Annotated in this window: 15 protein-coding genes; 9 read left to right on the top strand and 6 right to left on the bottom strand. The window is 53.1% G+C overall.

Annotation, left to right across the window (positions count from 1 at the left end; genetic code table 11):
- Positions 1-206: 206 nt before the first annotated feature.
- The 6 genes from P9L94_19170 (at position 207) to P9L94_19145 (ending at position 10,388) form a co-directional block, all read left to right on the top strand.
- Entirely contained in the window at positions 207-1,508 is a 1,302-nt protein-coding gene (locus P9L94_19170; protein ID MDP8246213.1) for a homoserine dehydrogenase, read from the top strand.
- Positions 1,509-1,538: 30 nt separating this feature from the next.
- Positions 1,539-2,771, top strand: a complete 1,233-nt coding sequence (locus tag P9L94_19165; protein ID MDP8246212.1) for a cofactor-independent phosphoglycerate mutase — start codon at positions 1,539-1,541, stop codon at positions 2,769-2,771.
- 50 nt (positions 2,772-2,821) lie between these two features.
- A complete protein-coding gene (locus tag P9L94_19160) occupies positions 2,822-4,039 on the top strand; it encodes an aspartate kinase (GenBank protein ID MDP8246211.1) in 1,218 nt (405 codons plus the stop codon).
- 153 nt (positions 4,040-4,192) lie between these two features.
- On the top strand, positions 4,193-7,417 hold the full coding sequence (locus P9L94_19155) for a S8 family serine peptidase (protein MDP8246210.1): 3,225 nt from the start codon (positions 4,193-4,195) through the stop codon (positions 7,415-7,417).
- Between the two features lie 84 nt (positions 7,418-7,501).
- Complete coding sequence (gene cimA / locus P9L94_19150; GenBank protein MDP8246209.1) at positions 7,502-9,076, top strand: citramalate synthase; 1,575 nt, start codon at positions 7,502-7,504, stop codon at positions 9,074-9,076.
- Positions 9,060-10,388, top strand: a complete 1,329-nt coding sequence (locus P9L94_19145; protein MDP8246208.1) for an NAD(P)/FAD-dependent oxidoreductase — start codon at positions 9,060-9,062, stop codon at positions 10,386-10,388. Before cimA ends, P9L94_19145 begins: the two co-directional genes overlap by 17 nt.
- Positions 10,389-10,463: 75 nt before the next feature.
- On the opposite strand, the gene P9L94_19140 is transcribed toward P9L94_19145, so the two are convergent.
- The 4 genes from P9L94_19140 to P9L94_19125 form a co-directional block, all read right to left on the bottom strand.
- The gene (locus tag P9L94_19140; protein MDP8246207.1) at positions 10,464-10,895 is read right to left on the bottom strand and encodes a hypothetical protein; all 432 of its coding nucleotides are present in this window, start codon (positions 10,893-10,895) and stop codon (positions 10,464-10,466) included.
- Positions 10,896-11,097: 202 nt separating this feature from the next.
- Positions 11,098-11,994, bottom strand: a complete 897-nt coding sequence (locus P9L94_19135) for a decaprenyl-phosphate phosphoribosyltransferase (GenBank protein ID MDP8246206.1) — start codon at positions 11,992-11,994, stop codon at positions 11,098-11,100.
- Between the two features lie 69 nt (positions 11,995-12,063).
- Positions 12,064-12,549 (bottom strand): GNAT family N-acetyltransferase, encoded by a 486-nt coding sequence (locus P9L94_19130; protein MDP8246205.1) that lies wholly within the window; start codon positions 12,547-12,549, stop codon positions 12,064-12,066.
- Between the two features lie 71 nt (positions 12,550-12,620).
- Positions 12,621-12,824 (bottom strand): hypothetical protein, encoded by a 204-nt coding sequence (locus P9L94_19125; protein MDP8246204.1) that lies wholly within the window; start codon positions 12,822-12,824, stop codon positions 12,621-12,623.
- Positions 12,825-12,914: 90 nt separating this feature from the next.
- On the opposite strand from P9L94_19125, the gene P9L94_19120 reads away from it, so the two are divergent.
- The 3 genes from P9L94_19120 (at position 12,915) to P9L94_19110 (ending at position 16,536) form a co-directional block, all read left to right on the top strand.
- Positions 12,915-14,177, top strand: coding sequence for a Gfo/Idh/MocA family oxidoreductase (locus P9L94_19120; GenBank protein MDP8246203.1), 1,263 nt, complete (start codon positions 12,915-12,917; stop codon positions 14,175-14,177).
- Positions 14,178-14,645: 468 nt separating this feature from the next.
- Positions 14,646-15,203 carry a transposase gene (locus tag P9L94_19115; GenBank protein MDP8246202.1) on the top strand — a complete coding sequence of 186 codons (558 nt, stop codon included), beginning with the start codon at positions 14,646-14,648 and terminating at the stop codon, positions 15,201-15,203.
- A gap of 667 nt (positions 15,204-15,870) precedes the next feature.
- Positions 15,871-16,536, top strand: coding sequence for a prepilin-type N-terminal cleavage/methylation domain-containing protein (locus P9L94_19110; GenBank protein ID MDP8246201.1), 666 nt, complete (start codon positions 15,871-15,873; stop codon positions 16,534-16,536).
- A gap of 73 nt (positions 16,537-16,609) precedes the next feature.
- On the opposite strand, the gene P9L94_19105 is transcribed toward P9L94_19110, so the two are convergent.
- Positions 16,610-17,359 (bottom strand): SGNH/GDSL hydrolase family protein, encoded by a 750-nt coding sequence (locus P9L94_19105; GenBank protein MDP8246200.1) that lies wholly within the window; start codon positions 17,357-17,359, stop codon positions 16,610-16,612.
- Positions 17,360-17,367: 8 nt separating this feature from the next.
- Complete coding sequence (locus tag P9L94_19100; GenBank protein MDP8246199.1) at positions 17,368-17,841, bottom strand: GyrI-like domain-containing protein; 474 nt, start codon at positions 17,839-17,841, stop codon at positions 17,368-17,370.
- Positions 17,842-17,853 lie beyond the last annotated feature (12 nt).

The raw sequence follows: 17,853 nt of genomic DNA, 5'->3' as shown, positions 1-17,853 counted from the left end.
AACCGACGGCGCGGTTTTACCGCTATTTCTCCTGGAAAGAATCTCAATAAGGCTAGCATGTTGTCGCTCTTGGCATGGGCGCAACTCTACTTGCTTCGGTTCAAACAGAATATCTTTAGATTTTTTTATGTAATTCGCTTCTCCTTCAATGATTAGCCCCCCCAAGATAAACTAGCTGTCACTCTCTCGAAATCAAAAGGTGAATTATGGCATATCGGGTTGGATTGATTGGACTTGGAACCGTCGGTGCGGGTTCGGCCAAGACGTTGCTGCAAAACGCCGATCAAATCACAAAACGCGCAGGGACGGATGTTGTGTTATATGCGGCGGCAGACCTCGATCTGACCACCGACCGCGGCGTTGATTTGTCAAAGGTCAAAACCACCACCGATGGCTGGGAAATTATCAACGACCCCGAGGTTGACTGCGTCGTCGAACTCATCGGCGGCGATACCATTGCCAAAGAATTCGTCATCGGCGCGTTAAACAATAAGAAAGACGTGGTCACCGCCAACAAGGCGCTGCTGGCGACGCACGGCGCCGAACTGTTTAAACTCGCCGAAGACAATCAGCGCAAAATCTATTTCGAAGGCGCGGTGGGCGGCGGCATTCCCATTATTCAGTCGCTGTACGGCGGCCTGGCGTCGGCCAAGATTGATGAAATCTACGCCATTATCAATGGAACCAGTAATTACATTCTCACCACTATGGAAGAAGCCAACCGGCCTTTCGATGTGGTGCTCAAAGAAGCGCAAGAACTCGGTTACGCCGAACTCGACCCTACCTACGACGTGGAAGGCAATGACGCGGCGCATAAAATCACGCTGCTGGCGTCGATCTGTTTTGGCACCGAAGTCAAACTGAGCGATGTTTACACGCAGGGCATCGGCAACATCACCGTTGAAGATATCGAGTATGGCCGCAAGTTGGGCTATTGCCTGAAACTGCTGGCGGTCGCCAAAGACTTGGGCGGCGAGGTCGATGTGCGGGTGCACCCGACGTTTATCCCTGAGTCGCATCTCTTGGCGTCGGTCAAAGGCGTGTTCAACGCGGTTTGTACGTACGCAGACGGGCTTGGCATGACCGTCGAATATGGGCGCGGCGCGGGCGACAAGCCGACTGGGCACGCCGTCATCAGCGACGTGATTCAATGCGCGCTGGATGCGCAGGCGCGGCGTCCGGTGGATTACTCAAACTTTTATACGCCCGCCAAGCCGTTACGCGCCATGAGCGAAGTGGCGTCAGAATATTACCTGCGCTTTCTGGTGAAAGAAAAACCCGGCGTCTTCGCAAAAATCGCCAATGAACTGGCGGAGCGCGGCATCAGCATACTGTCGGTCTTGCAACTCGAGTCTGCGAATGCGCAGCAATGTCCGGTGGTCATCATGACCCACCACGCCAAAGAAGGAGACATCATGCAGGCGCTGAAAAAAATCGACGCGCTTGATGTGGTGCTCGCACCGCCGACGGTGATTCGCATCGCCGACCTGAACGACGTGAAGGCGTAAACCGAACCCGATTTTGGAGATTGGATCCAAATGAAATATATCATTGCGATTCCCGACGGCGCGTCAGATACGGTTAGCGATTTTCCCAACCGGCAAACGCCGCTGGCCGCCGCCGACTCTCCGCTGATGGACGAACTCGCCAACTGCGGACAAGTGGGCTGGGCGCAGAACACCCCGGACGGGATGCACCCCGGCAGCGACGTGGCGTGTCTGTCGATCTTCGGCTACAACCCCGCTGAAATCTATTCGGGACGCGCGCCGCTCGAAGCTGCCAGCCTGGGCATCGAACTGGGCGACGATTTCGCCTATCGCTGCAACCTGGTCACCATTGCCGACGGCAAGATGAAAGAATTCACCGCCGGGCATATCTCCACCGAAGAGGCGGAGGCGTTAGTCAAGAGCCTCAACGAGGCGCTGTCTGCTGATGGCGTCCTGTTTCATCCTGGCGTTCAATATCGCCATATCATGCAGACGGCGGCGTCAAACGGCGAGGTCAAATGCACCCCGCCGCACGATATTCTCGATAAAGATATTGCGCTTTATCTTCCCCAGGGCGGCTCGCAGGATTTCGTACGCGGCTTGATGGAGAAATCCATCGCGGTGTTTGATGGGCATCCCGTCAATCAAGCGCGGCTGGCTGCGGGCAAGCCTGCTGCGACCCAGATTTGGCTGTGGGGCCAAGGCCCTGCGCCGAGTCTGCAACCGTATTCAGAACGCATCGGCTTACGCGGCGGCGTCATCACCGCTGTTGATTTGATTCGCGGCATCGGCTTTCTCGCCGGGCTGGAAATTAAATACGTCGAGGGCGCGACTGGATTGCCCGACACCAATTATGAAGGCAAAGCCGAAGCCGCGTTGGAAGTCTTGCAGAAAGACGATTTCGTGATCGTCCATGTTGAAAGCACCGACGAGATGGGCCATGCGGGCGACTTGAAAATGAAAACCCAAAGCGTCCATGATTTTGACCAGCGCATGTTGCGCATTCTGATTGATGGACTGCGCGGGCGCGGCGAAGATTTTCGTGTGCTGTTGTTGCCCGACCACCCCACGCCGATCTCGATCCGTACTCACAATGACGACCCCGTGCCGTTTTTGCTGTATGACAGCCGCTCTCCTGAAGTGAAGGGCGAAGGCGGATATTCGGAGTGGGCGGTCAATCAACGCAGCCAGAAGGTCCTGCGCGGATTTCGGCTTCTGGATGCGCTGGCGGAAAAAATCAATATCGAAGATGAAACCATTAAGACCTATTCGATTCAGGCATAATCGAATGGGAATTCACTATTTACCGATCTCATAGAATAGAGGAACCCAGCATGTCGATCATCGTGCAAAAGTTTGGCGGGACGTCAGTGGGCGACACCGCCAAAATCTTAAACGCCGCCAGTCGGGCGGTGCGTGAAATGGAGCGGGGCCATCAGGTGGTTGTGGCGGTTTCCGCGATGGCGGGCGAGACCGACCGTCTGTTAAACCTCGCCAATGAGATTGATCCCGCCGGGTCGCCGCGCGAGCGCGATATGCTGGCGGCGTCGGGCGAGCAGGCGTCTATCGCGCTGATGGCGATGGCTTGCGAAAAATTGGGCAAGCCTGCGATTTCGTTTCTGGCGCCGCAGATTAATATGCGCACGGACGAAATCCACAGCAAAGCCAAACTCTTAAGCATTGACGACGCCAAAATCCGTAAGGAACTCGACGCGGGCAAGATCGTAGTCGTCGCCGGGTTTCAGGGCGTGACCGGCGAGTGGGAAATCACCACGCTGGGTCGCGGCGGGTCTGACACTACGGCGGTTGCGCTGGCGGCGGTGCTTAATGCAGAACGCTGCGACATCTACACCGACGTAGACGGCGTCTACGCCACCGATCCGCGCATTGTTCCAAATGTGAAAAAAATTAACGAATTGTCCTACGAAGAAATGTTGGAAATGGCGTCAACCGGCGCCAAGGTTCTTCACACGCGGTCGGTGCAGTTCGCCGCGAAATATAACGTCCCCCTTCAAGTGCTTTCGAGTTTTGAAGATAAGCCCGGAACCATGATTACCCAGGAGGTTCATACCATGGAAAATGTCGTCGTTAGCGCAGTTATACATAACACCAAAGAAGCCAAAGTGACCTTCTCGGGCATCGCCGATGAGCCGGGGATGGCGGCTAAATTGTTCTCTCACCTCACCCAACTCAATATAAACGTCGATATGATCGTTCAAAATGTGGGCGAAAATGGTCGCGCTGATATATCCTTTACGGTAGAGCGTACCGATTTGCCGTATATTAAAAAGAACGAAGCCGAGTTGCGGGAGGTCATTAACGCCAAAGAAATCACCTATGGCGATAAGATTGCAAAAATTTCGGTCGTCGGCGTCGGCATGAAAGCTCACGCTGGCGTGGCGTCGCGCATGTTCAATATACTGGCGGCGAAAGGCATCAATATTTTGATGATTAGTACGTCGGAGATAAAAATCTCGTGCGTCATCGACGAAAATTATACCGAACTTGCCGTCCGCGCCTTATGTGAAGAATTTGATTTGGTGAATGACTAACCTCTCGCGTCGGTCGGGTTCTTTTTTATAGTGGTTGTCAGATTTGTGTTCGGATTGAGTTTTCGTCAATTGATCTATCGCGAAGCCCTTCGGGCGCGCTGACCGAACATCGTTTAACAATCGCTACAGAACCTTGAACGATTGGAGATGTGAATGAAAGTTTTTGTATTGGGGCTGTCCCTGTGTCTTTTTTTGGGGACGCTCAGCGTATGGTCGCTGCCTTACTCCGGCGGTCAATCATTGCATTCCATTGTTGTGTTAAAGTCAGCGCCGGCTTTGCTTGCGGGCGGTTCACAGAATAATAACCGTTCGCGACAGAGCCGGACGCCGGTCCCGGCGACGACCTACAAACAACAGCTGCTCGCTCAACAATCGGGCCTGTTTGAACAATGCCGCCAGGTTGATCCTCAGGCCGAGCTCGGCGCACAATTTACCGACTTAATCAACGCGTTCAGCGTTCGCATGAATGCCGAGGCGCTGGGTGAATTGCGCGAACACCCCGACGTAAAGTACATCTCCCGCGTCAAAACCTACAAACCGACCCTGACCCAAAGCGGCCAGTTGATGCGTTTGCCCGAAGCCTACGAAAAATTTGAATTTGGAGACAACGCAGGCGAAGGCGTATTTATCGCCATTATTGATTCGGGCGTTGACGCAACCCACCCCGCGTTTGAAGGCGATGGGTATGAGTATCCTGAGGGGTTTCCGAAAGGCAATGCCGATTTCACCAATAAAAAGATTATTGCCGCGCGGGTGTTTCCGCCCGGTTTTGGTCAGCAAGGCGACACCACCCTGTTTGATCGCGATGGACATGGCTCGAACGTGGCCTCGATCTCCGCTGCGAATCTGGACGTAAAGTCTCCGCTGGGGTTTCTCTCCGGCGTTGCGCCGCGCGCCTACTTGGGCAACTACAAAATTTTCACCACCGACGGCGCCAGCAGCGAGCAGATCATCGCCGCCATCGAAGCGGCGGTCAGCGACGGGGCTGACGTTTTAAACATGAGTTTCGGTTTTTCAGCGTTTGATGAACCTCATCATTCGGCTGAGTTAGACGCGGTGCGCAATGCCGTCGCGGCGGGCGCGGTTGCTGTGATTGCCGCGCAGAATGAAGGCCGCGCATTCACCATCGGCGCGCCCGCGCAAGTAGAGGAAGCCATCACAGTAGGCGCGATTACCAATTCGCACCGCGCCAATGGAACCATTGATCAATACGCGCTGCGGGTCAGCCTTTGGGTGAACGGCGAACCGGTCATCACCGAAGAACAGGCGAATTTCGGTTCGCCGTCTGACGCGAGCGCATCGTCGGGCTTTTATACCGAGCCGATCATTGGCGCGTTTTCTGTGGTTGACGCCGACACGCTTGACGGCGGCGCGTTTGGCGGCGACTTAGACGGTCGCGCGTGCAACGATTTTCCCGCAGGCGCGTCCGCATCTGACTGGGTGTTGGTACAGCGCGGCGAGTGTCAGTTTGTGGACAAAGCGGCGCGGGTGCAGGCCATCGGCGGGCGCGGGGTTTTGTTCTATCAAAACGACCGGCCGGATTCAGAATTGATTATCCCCGACTCCGAAAATTTATCGGTTCCGGTTGTGTTGGTCGGTCGTGATTTTGGCCTGGCGATTAAAGAGGCGCTGTCGAACGGCGACAAGGCGACCATTGAAGTGATCGGCGGCCCGGTTTCAGACCAGCCGTTCACCTCGAACCGCATGGCGACTTTTTCATCATTGGGGCCGTCGGCGGAATATAGTTTCAAGCCGGACGTGAGCGCGATTGGCGCGGGCAGTTTCGGCGCCACTCAGAATGACCAGGATTTCCCGGGAAGCCAATTTACGGCGGGCGGATTTCGTTGGGTGGACGGTACCAGCCAGGCGTCGCCCCGCGTGGCGGGGTTGGCGGCGTTGGTGCGCCAGTTACACCCCAACTGGCCGCCCGATTGGGTGAAGTCGGCCATTGTGATCTCCACGGCGAATACCGCCAAAAACAGCAACGGCTCGCGTGAAGCGAACGCGATGGAAACTGGCGCGGGCCGGGTGGATGCGTTCGCCGCTGGCGAAGTGGATACCATCGTGCTGCCGCCCAAATTAGGGTTCGGACGATTGACCCTGAGCGATAGCGGCAGCGTGGAGCGTTATCTGCGCATCGTGAATGCCTCTGCGCAAGAGTGTGAATACGTCATCACCCCGGTGCGGTTTAATAATGCATTGTCGGTTGAACTGTCCGACGATTCGTTTACGTTGCCGCCTGGCGAAAAGATCGAAATCAAGGCGACCGCGAGCGCGTCTAGCCCCAGTGGGTTGACGGACCTCGAGCAGCGCCTGCAACTCAGCAATCTCACCACCGGATTGAATTACAGCATCGCCTGCTGGATGCGCACCGTCCCGGCGCCGGGGCCGCAGAGCGTGTTGTTGGTGGACGACGACAACGGTGAATCATTTGAAGAAACCTACATGGGTTGGCTTGACGCGATTGAGCGCACCTATGTGCATTGGGACGTCGATGGAAAAGACGATTATCCAACGGCGAATTATATGCACGGGTTTGACGCCGTGGTTTGGGTGCAATCCGGCAAAAGTTTCAACGCCGTCGGAGACCCCAGTTCTGACGCGTTTGTCATCGCCTGGAACCCGCAGCATTTATTTGAAACCGAATTACAGCGCTATCTCGGCGAGGGCGGGGCGTTGTTGCATTCGGGGCAGGATTACTTCGACCAGAAAGACGATTCGACTCTCGCGGCGGAAGCCTACGGGGTTCGCATGGCGGTGCATGACCAGGGCGCCAGCACCATTGCAGGCGTCTCGGGCAACCCCGTCGGCGAAGGCGTGGCGTCGTTCTCAATGAACTATTCCAACGGCCTCGAAGATTTCGTTGACATGGTGCGCCCCATCGGCAGTCGCGGGACGGCTGAGACGGCTTTCACATCAAACGGTTCCAGCAGCCGCAGCGTGGGCGTGACGATTGAGGGCTGCAATTACCGCGCCGTCTTTCTGGCGTTTCCGCTTGAGGCCGCGCCCGACGAATCCGGCCAACAAATATTGAGAAACAGTTTAGACTGGCTGGACGAGGCCTCGTTTGCGCCCGCGCAGGTGGTTTCAATTGTTCCAGATGAAATTGACCTGGATACCGAAACCGGGCCGTTCTTTCTCTCGATTGACGGCGAGGGCTTTACCTACGGCGACGGCTATCGCGCCTGGTTTGATTCGGTCCCGATGGAAGATGTGTTTCAACTGGATTGCAACCGGGTCGAGGGCGTACTGCCTGCCGACTTGCAGCCGGGCGTCTACACATTGACCCTCAGCGCGGGCAACGGACGAACGCTGCGCCTGGAGAATGCGCTGACTGTCAAAGCCGAAGCCAAAACGCCGGATTGGTTCTTACATTAAGCGGCGGTTTGATTCCAGCGCGACAGCGGTACAATAATGGCTCACCGTGTCTACGGCTATTTTGTAAGTATGAGGTGAGTCATCTTGGCGGGGAAAATTGAGACGTTTGATACAACCTTGCGTGATGGTACGCAGGGCGAAGGCGTAAATCTGTCCTTAGAAGACAAACTGCGCATCGCGCAGCGCCTGGACGATTTTGGCATTGATTTTATCGAAGGCGGTTGGCCGGGGTCTAACCCGAAAGACATCGGGTTTTTTCAACGGGCCAAAGACGTTCAATTCAAACACGCCAAGTTATGCGCTTTCGGCAGCACCCGCCATGCGCGCAACAAGGTCGAAGAAGACCCCAACGTCTGCGCGTTGATCGAAGCGGAAACCGCAGCGGTGTCGATCTTCGGCAAAACCTGGGACCTACACGTCACCAATGCGCTGCGCATTAAATTGGAAGACAATCTCGACATGATTCGCGACACGGTCCGTTTTCTCAAAGAGAACGGGCGCATCGTGATTTATGACGCCGAACATTTTTTTGACGGCTATAAGAACAATCCCGACTATGCGTTGCAGACCGTGAAGGCCGCGTGTGAAGCGGGCGCCGACGTCTTGGCGTTTTGCGACACCAACGGCGGGACCATGCCGCATGAGATCACTGAGATCGTTACAAAGATGCGCAATGAACTCGACGGCGCGTTGGGCATTCACGCCCATAATGACGCGGGCTGCGGGATCGCCAATTCACTGGCGGCGATCAAAGCGGGTTGTACGCACGTGCAGGGCACCTTCAACGGCTTCGGCGAGCGCTGCGGCAACGCCGATCTCTCCAGCGTGTTGCCCAACCTGATGTATAAAATGGGCTATGACGTCATCGAGCCTGAACAAATGCAAACCATTGCCGGGCTGTCGATGTTCATCAGTGAGCTGGCCAACGTACCGCTCAAGCACAACCAGCCTTTCGTTGGCATGAGCGCCTTCGCCCACAAGGGCGGCATCCACGTCAGCGCGGTGCAGCGCGACTCGAAAACCTACGAACACATCGACCCCGCCATGGTCGGCAACCGCCAGCGCATTTTGGTGTCGGAACTCTCGGGGCAGTCGAATATTTTTCACATGCTGAAAAACATGGGCATCGAAGTCGATAAATCGTCGCCGGTGGCCAAGAATGTTCTGACGAAAGTTAAATCGCTCGAAAACGAAGGCTACTTTTTTGAAGCCGCCGAAGCCTCGCTTGAGTTGCTGATCCGTAAAGAACTGGGCGAGTATAACTCACACTTCGATATGGTGGCGTACCGGGTGCTGGTCGACCAACATTCATCAGGCGACTTATGGTCGGAAGCGACGGTGCGGCTGACGGTCGACGGCGATTCGTTCTTTATGGCGGGCGAAGGCGACGGCCCCGTCAATGCGCTCGACAATGCGCTGCGCAAGGCGCTGTTAGAAAAATACCCACAGCTGAGCGAGGTGCGCCTCACCGACTTTAAGGTGCGCATCATCGACACGGGACGCAGCACCGCCGCCAAGACGCGGGTTATGATCGAATCAACCGACGGCGTGTCGGATTGGATCACCATCGGCGTGTCGGAGAACATTATCGAAGCCTCCTGGGAAGCGCTGGTCGACAGCATTGAATATAAGTTGTTATTAGATGACAAAGCCAAGTAAGCCGCTTAAATACGCCATCGTCGGCGGCGGCGCCGCTGGATGTACGCTCGCCTGGCATTTGGCCCAGAACGGTCATTCCGTCGCTGTGTATGAAAAATGGAACGGCCTGGGCGGGCTGGCGGCGGATATCCCGTTTGGCAAGACCTCGCTTGACCGTTTTTATCACCACATCTTCACCAGCGATACCCACGTGCAGGCTTACGCCGGGCGTTTAGGGCTGACGGACAAATTGCATTGGTGCGACTCGTCGGTCGGCTTTGAACACGCGGGCAAGTTATATCCATTCACCAAACCCAAAGACCTTTTGCTGTTTAAGCCGCTGCCGTTTTTGTCGCGTATCCGCGTCGGTCTCGCAGTGTTGCGGATGCGGCGCCGCGAGTCGTTTGAAGAACTCGAGTCGATCACGGCGGAAGATTTTATCATTCGCGAAATGGGCGAGCCTGCCTACCGCATTTTGTGGGAACCGCTGTTGCGCTCAAAATTCGGCGACCGCTATCGCGAAGTGTCTGCTGTGTGGTTTTGGGGCAAGATCAAATTGCGCGGCGGCACCCGCTCAGAAACCGGCGGCGAAAGCCTGGGTTATATGAAAGACGGCTGGGCGCAGATTTATGAAGGCATGGGCAAAAAAATCGAAGGCTGGGGCGGCGAGTTTCGCTTTCGTGAGATCGTCAAGCGCATCGAAAAAACGCCGGACGGCTTGGTGGTTCGTACTCGTTCCGGCGAGGAAACTTTTGACCGTGTGATTGTGACGCCCAGCATCCCCAGTTTTCTCGAAATGGCGCCGGAACTGCCGGACGATTACCGCCGCGATGTTGACCAGGTTCCCTATCAGGCCAACGTCACCATGGCGATGGGGCTTGATCGTTCGATCTCGCCCTATTACTGGCTGAACGTGACCCATCCTGACGCGCCGTTCGTCGCGGTGATTGAACACACGCGCTTGTTTAACGACCCGGGATATGACGGGCTGGTCCCCATTTATTTATCGCGCTATTTGAACGCCGACCACCCCTACTTCAGCATGAAACTGCCTGACGTGCAGGAAATCTTCATTCAGGGATTAGAGAAAATGTTTCCGGCGTTTCAGCGCGAGTGGATCCAGTGCGCGACGATTTCAAAGGCCGAGTTTACTCAGCCGGTGATTGGGCTGCATTACTCGAAGCGGCGCCCCTCGTTTGATACGCCCTTGCAGGGCCTGTATCTTTGCACCATGGCGCAGATTTATCCCGAAGATCGCGGCATGAATTACAGCATCAAAATGGCGGAAGAGTTGCTGGTGCATCTTGGGGAACTCGAAGCGCTGACCGCATAAGTACGGCAAATCATCAATTCCAATAACGAAACATAACGTAAGGGCGCAGCCTCGCTATGCCCTTACGCGTAATCGCTAAAATTCATCTTCGTCATCGGCGCCAATCTCGATATCGTCAATGTCGTCATCGAAGCCGTCCTCTTCATCTTCGTCCTCTTCGTCGTCGTCATCATCATCGAGGTCGTCATCTAAGTCATCATCATCATCATCGTCATCATCGTCGTCGTCGTCGTCGTCCAGATCATCGTCGTCATCGTCATCGAGGTCGTCATCTAAACCATCGTCGTAGTCATAGTCGTCATCTTCATTGTCCCAATCCGAGAAGATCACGTCGTCAGGAGAGGAAAGCGATTCATCGCTTTCATAGTTAATCGCCAGCAAGGCGGGCTGTACCTGACCGCTTGGGTCAACCGACCAAATGGCGACTGCGCTTTCTGTAAGTTTTGTTGCGACGAAGAATTGAACTGGAACCACTGCGTTCCTCAACCGCGGATGGACTGTCTGCATGGCCGCTCTCCTCTGATCTCCCAGCCTACGGTAGGGTCGTCTGTAGGGTGAGATCATCTAATGATTTCCTGTGCTTCCCGCCGTTTCATTCGGCGAGTGTTCTTGCGCGTAAATTACACGCGGATTGAATCTAGTCAATAGCTGATTTTCTACTTTTAGGCTATCTGTTTTTTTGTCTAACACAAGATTTTTGTTTGCGGTGCTAAACACGGATATATAAAGCCCAATAAACGACGCCGAGCCATAGGACGCCATTGATCAAAATTGGCTTGTCCGACAACAATAATTCGCTGGGGTTTCCGCCCTCGTCTTTCTGATAGACCAAGTATAGATAGCGCAAAAGGCCATAAAGAACAAAGGGGATGGTCAGCATTAAACCGTCGTGATGGTTGTCGGCCGTTTGTGACTTGTCGAGACAATAGAGCGAGTAGGTGACGGCGGTGGATGCGGTGACGATGGAGATGATCTGGTCGAGAAACTGGGTGGAATATTCTTTGAGAATGGCGCGGTGGTCGCCGGCGCTTTCTTCGCCCAATAAAATAAGTTCCTGGCGGCGCTTGCAGAAAGCCAGAAATAATGAAACAAACAGGCCGCACAAATACAACCAATCTGAAACCTCCGCGCCAATCACGATGGCGCCCGCGTACAGCCGCAGCAAGAAACCGAGTGCGATAATCATGCCGTCGAGAATGACGATAGAGCGGCAGATAAATGAATAGACGATGTTTGCGGCGAAATACACCAGCCCGACATAGAGAAAATGGGAGGATAGAAGCGCCGAGCCAACCGACGCCGCGCAAAAGAGCGACACGGCGGCGACGATGACCGTGGGGATGCGTAGGCGTCCTGAGGGCAGGGGGCGATTGCGTTTTTTGGGATGCTGGCGGTCTCGCTCAATGTCGGCGATGTCGTTCATCATATAGACGCACGAAGAGTAAAGACAAAACAGCGCAAACGCGGCGGTCGCGTTGAGCACGGCGCCCGCATCAAAAATATTCTGCGAAAAAATTAACGCCGCGAAGACGAAGGCGTTTTTTACCCATTGCTTCGGGCGCGCAATTTCAAGTAAGGCCAAGGCGGTTTGTGTTGGCGAGGTCATACGGACTGATTACTCCCGAATTCATCACAGCGCATCACGCGCCGCGAGGTTGCATGTTTTGTGGTTCCGTTATGCGTCTTTGGGGATGTCGTGCCATAGGATATGCAAAAACTCATCGCATCCAAGCTGTTTCCAAAAGTCGTATCCCTTTATGTTGCGCGGCGAGACGTTGAGTTGAATGACTTTGACGCCGCGCCGTTTAAACCAATGCCGCACCCGCTCCCAGAGTTCGCGCCCGGCGCCTTGCCGCTGTAAGTCGGCGCTGACACTCATCTCGGCAATGAAACCGTATCGGCCCAACGCAAAGACTTGCGGGTTGGCGAGAATCATCCCAATGGTGTAGCCGACGATGCGGGCGTCATGCTCGGCGACGAACAGCGCGTAGTCATAGTTATCAATGATGGAATATAAATATTCCAGATAGGCGCCTTCGTTGTCAGGCCCTAACTCAAACCTTGGGTCGACCGAGAGATGATGGTTCATCATCTCTTTCCATAAACCGACCACGAAAGGCAAGTCTTCTTTCGTCGCCCGCCGAATGATTCTCTCGCTCATCAATGCGTGTTCCAGCCTTCGTCAAAGAGGTAGATTCCAGGTCGCGGCGTAAGATCAAACGCTTTGGGATACTATGGACGCGCCTTTAACTGTGTCAAGCGGTAATTCCGTGTGTTGGCGTCGAAGAGCAGATCGACAAAAAAGAGTTTATCTCCGGGCTGATTGCCTTTAATTCGTCCGCGCCCTGTGATAATTTGAATGACCATGCGCGTTGATTTGGCGCGCAACGGTTTGAATGAATCGGGGAGACCGCGAACTCGTTGCGGCCCATCCATTCGGTCAAAGGGGCCAAGGGCGTCGCCCGTTGGTGGAAAATGACCGAAACCAATACTACAACGCGAATGCCTCAAAGAAGGAGTTTGGACATGAGTGAATCAAAAAAAACAGACATGACCCGCCGTGAATTCGGCAGAAAATCAGCCTTGGGCGCCGCAGCGATCAGCACAATTGCCGCTGCCAATAAAGCCCAGGCGGCAGACAAACTGACCATCGCCGTGATCGGCGCGGGCGGACGCGGCACCCAAGCGGCTGAAAACGCCATCCAAGCGGGCGGCGACAGCATCGAACTGGTAGCGGTCGCTGATTTTCGTGAAGAAACCGCCAAGGGATGCGTACAACGCTTGCGCAGCAACGAAAATATCAAAGAAAGCATTAAAGTCAACGACGAGACCACCTTCTGGGGCCTCGACGCCTACAAAAAAGTCATCGCCATGAAGCCTGACTATGTGATTCTGGCGACGCCTCCCGGGTTCCGTCCCGAACACTTCGAAGCCGTTGTTGACGCCAAACTTAACTGCTTCTGTGAAAAACCGGTCGCGACCGACTTCAACGGCATTCGCCGCTTTCACGCCGCCGCGAAAAAATCCGAAAGTCTGAAATTACACATCGTGACCGGCAACCAACGCCGTCACCAAAAAGAATATGTCGAAACCGTCAAGATGCTGCAAGACGGCGCCTTGGGCGAAATCGTCGCCGGACGCGCCTACTGGAACGGCGGACTGCCCCACGCGCGCGACCGCCGCGATGGCCAGGGCGACCTCGAATACCAACTGTATAACTGGTATAACTTCTGCTGGATCTGCGGCGACAACATCGTCGAACAACACATCCACAATCTCGACGTAATGAACTGGGTGCTTGGTTCGCATCCCATCTCCGTCGTCGCCAGCGGTGGACGCAGCTGGAAGCCCAAAATCGAAAAATACGGCAACATCTGGGACAACTTCTCCTGTGACTTTGAGTATCCCAATGGCGTTCACGTTTTCAGCTTTTGCCGTCACTTGAACAAATCGGCCAACGAAGTGTCTGAGCGCGTGTTCGGAACCAACAAAAAGTTCCGCAACGGCATCAGCAATTGCGCGGATATGGGCGAACGCGGCATGAACGCCTATGTGCAGGAGCACAAAGACCTGCAAGATTCCATTCGCGGAGACGGCCCCTACTGGAACCAGGCGGTGCAGATTTGCGAAACCACTATGACCGCGATTCTGGGACGCGAAGCAGCGTATACCGGTAAGAACCTGAAATGGGAAGAAGCCTGGAATATGGAACACGACATCTTCCCGAACCCGATTGGTTTCGACGCCAAGATGCCGCCCGCGCCGATCCCTTCCACCCCAATGCCCTAACGGGAAAAAGGCATACGAAAACCAACCGGGGGAGAGCGAATTGCTTTTCCCCGGTTTTGTTTTTACTTGTTTTCTCTATGTCAAATTCAATGCAAATTACCTCAAGGGCTGAACTCGCTCTGCTCGTTCTTGCCCTTGCCACCCTATCTCAAGAGTTATCGCCGCTTCGCGACGCCTTGGCTCGCCACCCGGCTCATCTTATTCTTTGGCATTTTTATGCTATTCAAATACTTGATATTTGTTTACACTGTGTTTAATTCGCACGTTTTAAATATGTTTTCCTAAAGTGTATGGTAATAACCGTGGACATTTGCGTGTATGTTTGTAATATTATAGTTAGTACACCCGCCGGGCCTCTGCTTTGCACGCTTACTTCGGTGGGTTTTTCTTTTTCAGGGATGTTGGGTGGCAAGGGCAAGGCCGAAGGCCAGCCCTTGAAGCAATCTTTCATCGTATTTTAAGTCTAAAATGAATTTAAAAAAACACGATTCGTCATTACTGAATCCTGATTTCAAGAACAAGGTTCATCCTGTTCGCATTAACGAAAAAGGGCACGTTCATTTTGTAACTACATCATGCTGTCAAAGAAAACCGTTTTTTGACTCATTTGAAATTCGCAAAATCGTTCTTCATTCCATAGATCATATTCGCAATAAAAAAGAGTTTTTTGTTTTTGGGTATGTCATTATGCCTGAACATGCGCATTTTTTACTTGCTGCCAAACAAGAGCAACCAATTTCGAAAATTGTAGGCGCGTTAAAATGGTATGTTTCGATCAATGTATTAAAAGCGTTTCGAGAAAAGGGCGTTGAAGAAAATAAATTGTGGCAAGAGCGTTTCTATGATTTTAATATATTCACACAAGAAAAACTAATTGAGAAACTTACATACTGCCATCAGAACCCTGTTGTACGAAGGCTTGTCAATTCTCCCGGTCAATGGCCTCATTCAAGTTTTAGAAATTATGAAATAGATGATGACAAAGTCTTTCGAGTTGATCGCTGGTGGGAATACTGGGAAGCCTAACCCTCAAGGGCTGAACTCGCTCTGCTCGTTCTTGCCCTTGCCACCCTATCTCAAGAGTTATCGCCGTTGCGCGCCGCCTTGGTTCGCCACTAGGTTCAGCCGTATCTGCGCGCTCGTCTCTCTCCCGGCAACGAAAGCTGTTGATTTAAGTTGATGGAAACAATATACTTTCAAGTATGAATCGACGGTTTTTAAACACACTGACCTGCGCTCTCTGTATACTTTCGCTGGTTTTTGGGCATCTTGGCGAAGCGAGTGAACATCTGTGTCTGTGTGATGTTAATGAAGAAACATGTTGTGAGGTTGAAAGAGGCAACGCGTCAGCCCTGGTTGAATTGAACGACGCGGGAAGATTCATAGACACAAGCGATAGCGATCGTTTGTGTGAGTGTTCATTTGACATCGCTCACGCCCGCCCGGTTCCAGATATTGTTTTAACAAGTTCGAACCAAAGTATTAACGCACAGCCCCATCCGAAGGATGCGTATTCTCAAATCAAATTTCGTATCCTTGTTCGCTATCAATCATTTCGTTTCAACGATACGCAATCCTATTTTCAAAATACCACCCTCCAAACGTGTGTTGCTACAACCTGTCTATTGATTTGATCTGCGCTTGGCTCATCAACGCGCATTATCCAATCTAAAAAACAGACAGGACAAATCAAATGAAACGTGGATTCACGCTGATCGAATTATTAATTGTTGTCGCGATTATTGGTATTCTCGCCGCGATTGCTGTGCCCAATTTTTTGAATGCGCAAGTAAAGGCAAAACTATCGCGTAATATGTCTGACCTGCGCAGCGTCTATACTTCAGTCCAAATGTTAGAACTCGACTCGGGCTACTTACCGATTGACGTGTGGGATTACGAGACCGCAGAAGGCAAGCAAATCTTAGAAGAACAATTCAACAACGTGGGCGCCGCCGTCGCGGGGCAGCGTTCGGCAAAACTCATTTTAGCGGTGTTGACGTCGCCGATTGCGTATATGTCGACGGTGCCGTTAGACCCGTTTTTAGACCGGCGCGGCGAATTAGACCAACGCGGGTTTGAGAGCATCCTCGATACGTATGTGTATGTTGATGAAGACCCGCAGATTCCTGGGGGCGACATGATGTTTTACGCTTTACAGCACCGCGAGCAATCGTCTTCAACAATCACTCCGCTGAAAGATGGTGAATACGCAGTGGTTGGCGCCGGCCCCGACGGGATATTAGGCGACTCGGTTTCGTCGCAAGGCAACCAGACGCGCGGGCTGCCGTTTGACGCCACCAATGGGTTGAACAGCCGGGGCGACATTTTTATTCGCTGCCAATTTTGTTTTAACAATTAATTTTGTGGTCGGGTGGCAAGGGCTGTTCGCCGAGGCGAACTTCGCGCCGTCTTGGCTTGCCGCCCGACCTCAATTATTCTGCTTTAAACCAACTCGCTAATTCATTCGCGACCAGTTGATGGCCTTGTAGGTTTGGGTGATTGACTTGCGACATCAGGTCTTCCAGTTTGCCGCCTTGTTGTATGTATTGTTTGAATAACTGGAGGCTGTCGACTAGGCCAACCTGATATTCGTGCGCCAGGTTTCGAATTTGCTTGGCATGTTGGTTTAATAGATCGTCGGGATCATCCATCCCGGCAGACGTATCGCCCGTTGGTGTGAGTAAAATGACTTTGGCTCCGCTCGATAAAGATTTTTCGATCATCTCCCGCCAAGCGATTTCTGCACTTTCAAGGCCGATTCCCCGGTCGTTTAATGCGTAGTCGATCAAAATAACATCAGGTTTTAACGACAATACATCTTCTTTAAATCGTTTTGCTCCGCTCAGGGAATTCTCGCCGCCGATGGCGGATACGATGACATTGATGACGCTGTAGGGGTATTCTGCTTTTAACGCTTTGTGAATCAGATGGGGATAAGCGTTGAAAGTATTCACGATTGGCGTTTTGAAATATCCCGCAGGTACGCTATGTCCATGCGCGATGATATTCACTGTGCGGTTCGTAGGCCATTCTGTTTTTAAGGTGCTGATGATATCAGCAAGATAGGAGCCTTTGTCGGCAATTGCGAGTTGTTCTCTGCCATAAAGATCTTTGCAACAAGGCAAATTGAATAATAAGACCAATATCGAAATTATAATCCCCTGGTTTGTTTTCAATTTCATTTCTTGTCTTATTCCTCAATCATAAATTGGATTTCGGTGAGGTAGTTTTTTGGATTGCCGCGAAAGATCATGCCGGGGCCTTTGTGGTAAATTTCGCGCGACGGGCATAGCTTAGATACCGTAAGTTCTTTCTCTTTGAAATACGCCACGATTTTTTCATACGAACGCTTGAGTTCCGAGTAAGGCCCTTTGTGCATCAAACTCACGCAGCGGCCTCCCGGTAACACGCGAACGTCCAGCCCTTCGATTGGCTTCTCTTGCTTGAGCGGGACGCAGACTTCGACCTGGGCGCCGTCTGCTTTATATTCGCAGTCGTAATACAGACAGAACGGTTTGCCCGCCGCGCCCCAGCCGACCTTGCGGAACAGCTGCCCGAAATACTGTCCGCAATCTTCGTATTTTCCGGTGTAGCGCAGCCCGGCGATAATCTGCTCTTCGACGGATTTTTCAACGATCTCAACAGTAGCGTCCTGCTGCGTCATGACGGCCTCCTG

Origin of the sequence: Candidatus Hinthialibacter antarcticus (assembly GCA_030765645.1) — a bacterium.
GTDB lineage: Bacteria > Hinthialibacterota > Hinthialibacteria > Hinthialibacterales > Hinthialibacteraceae > Hinthialibacter > Hinthialibacter antarcticus.
The sequence above is the reverse complement of the archived record's forward strand: the minus strand, read 5'-3'. Positions and strand labels throughout refer to the sequence as shown.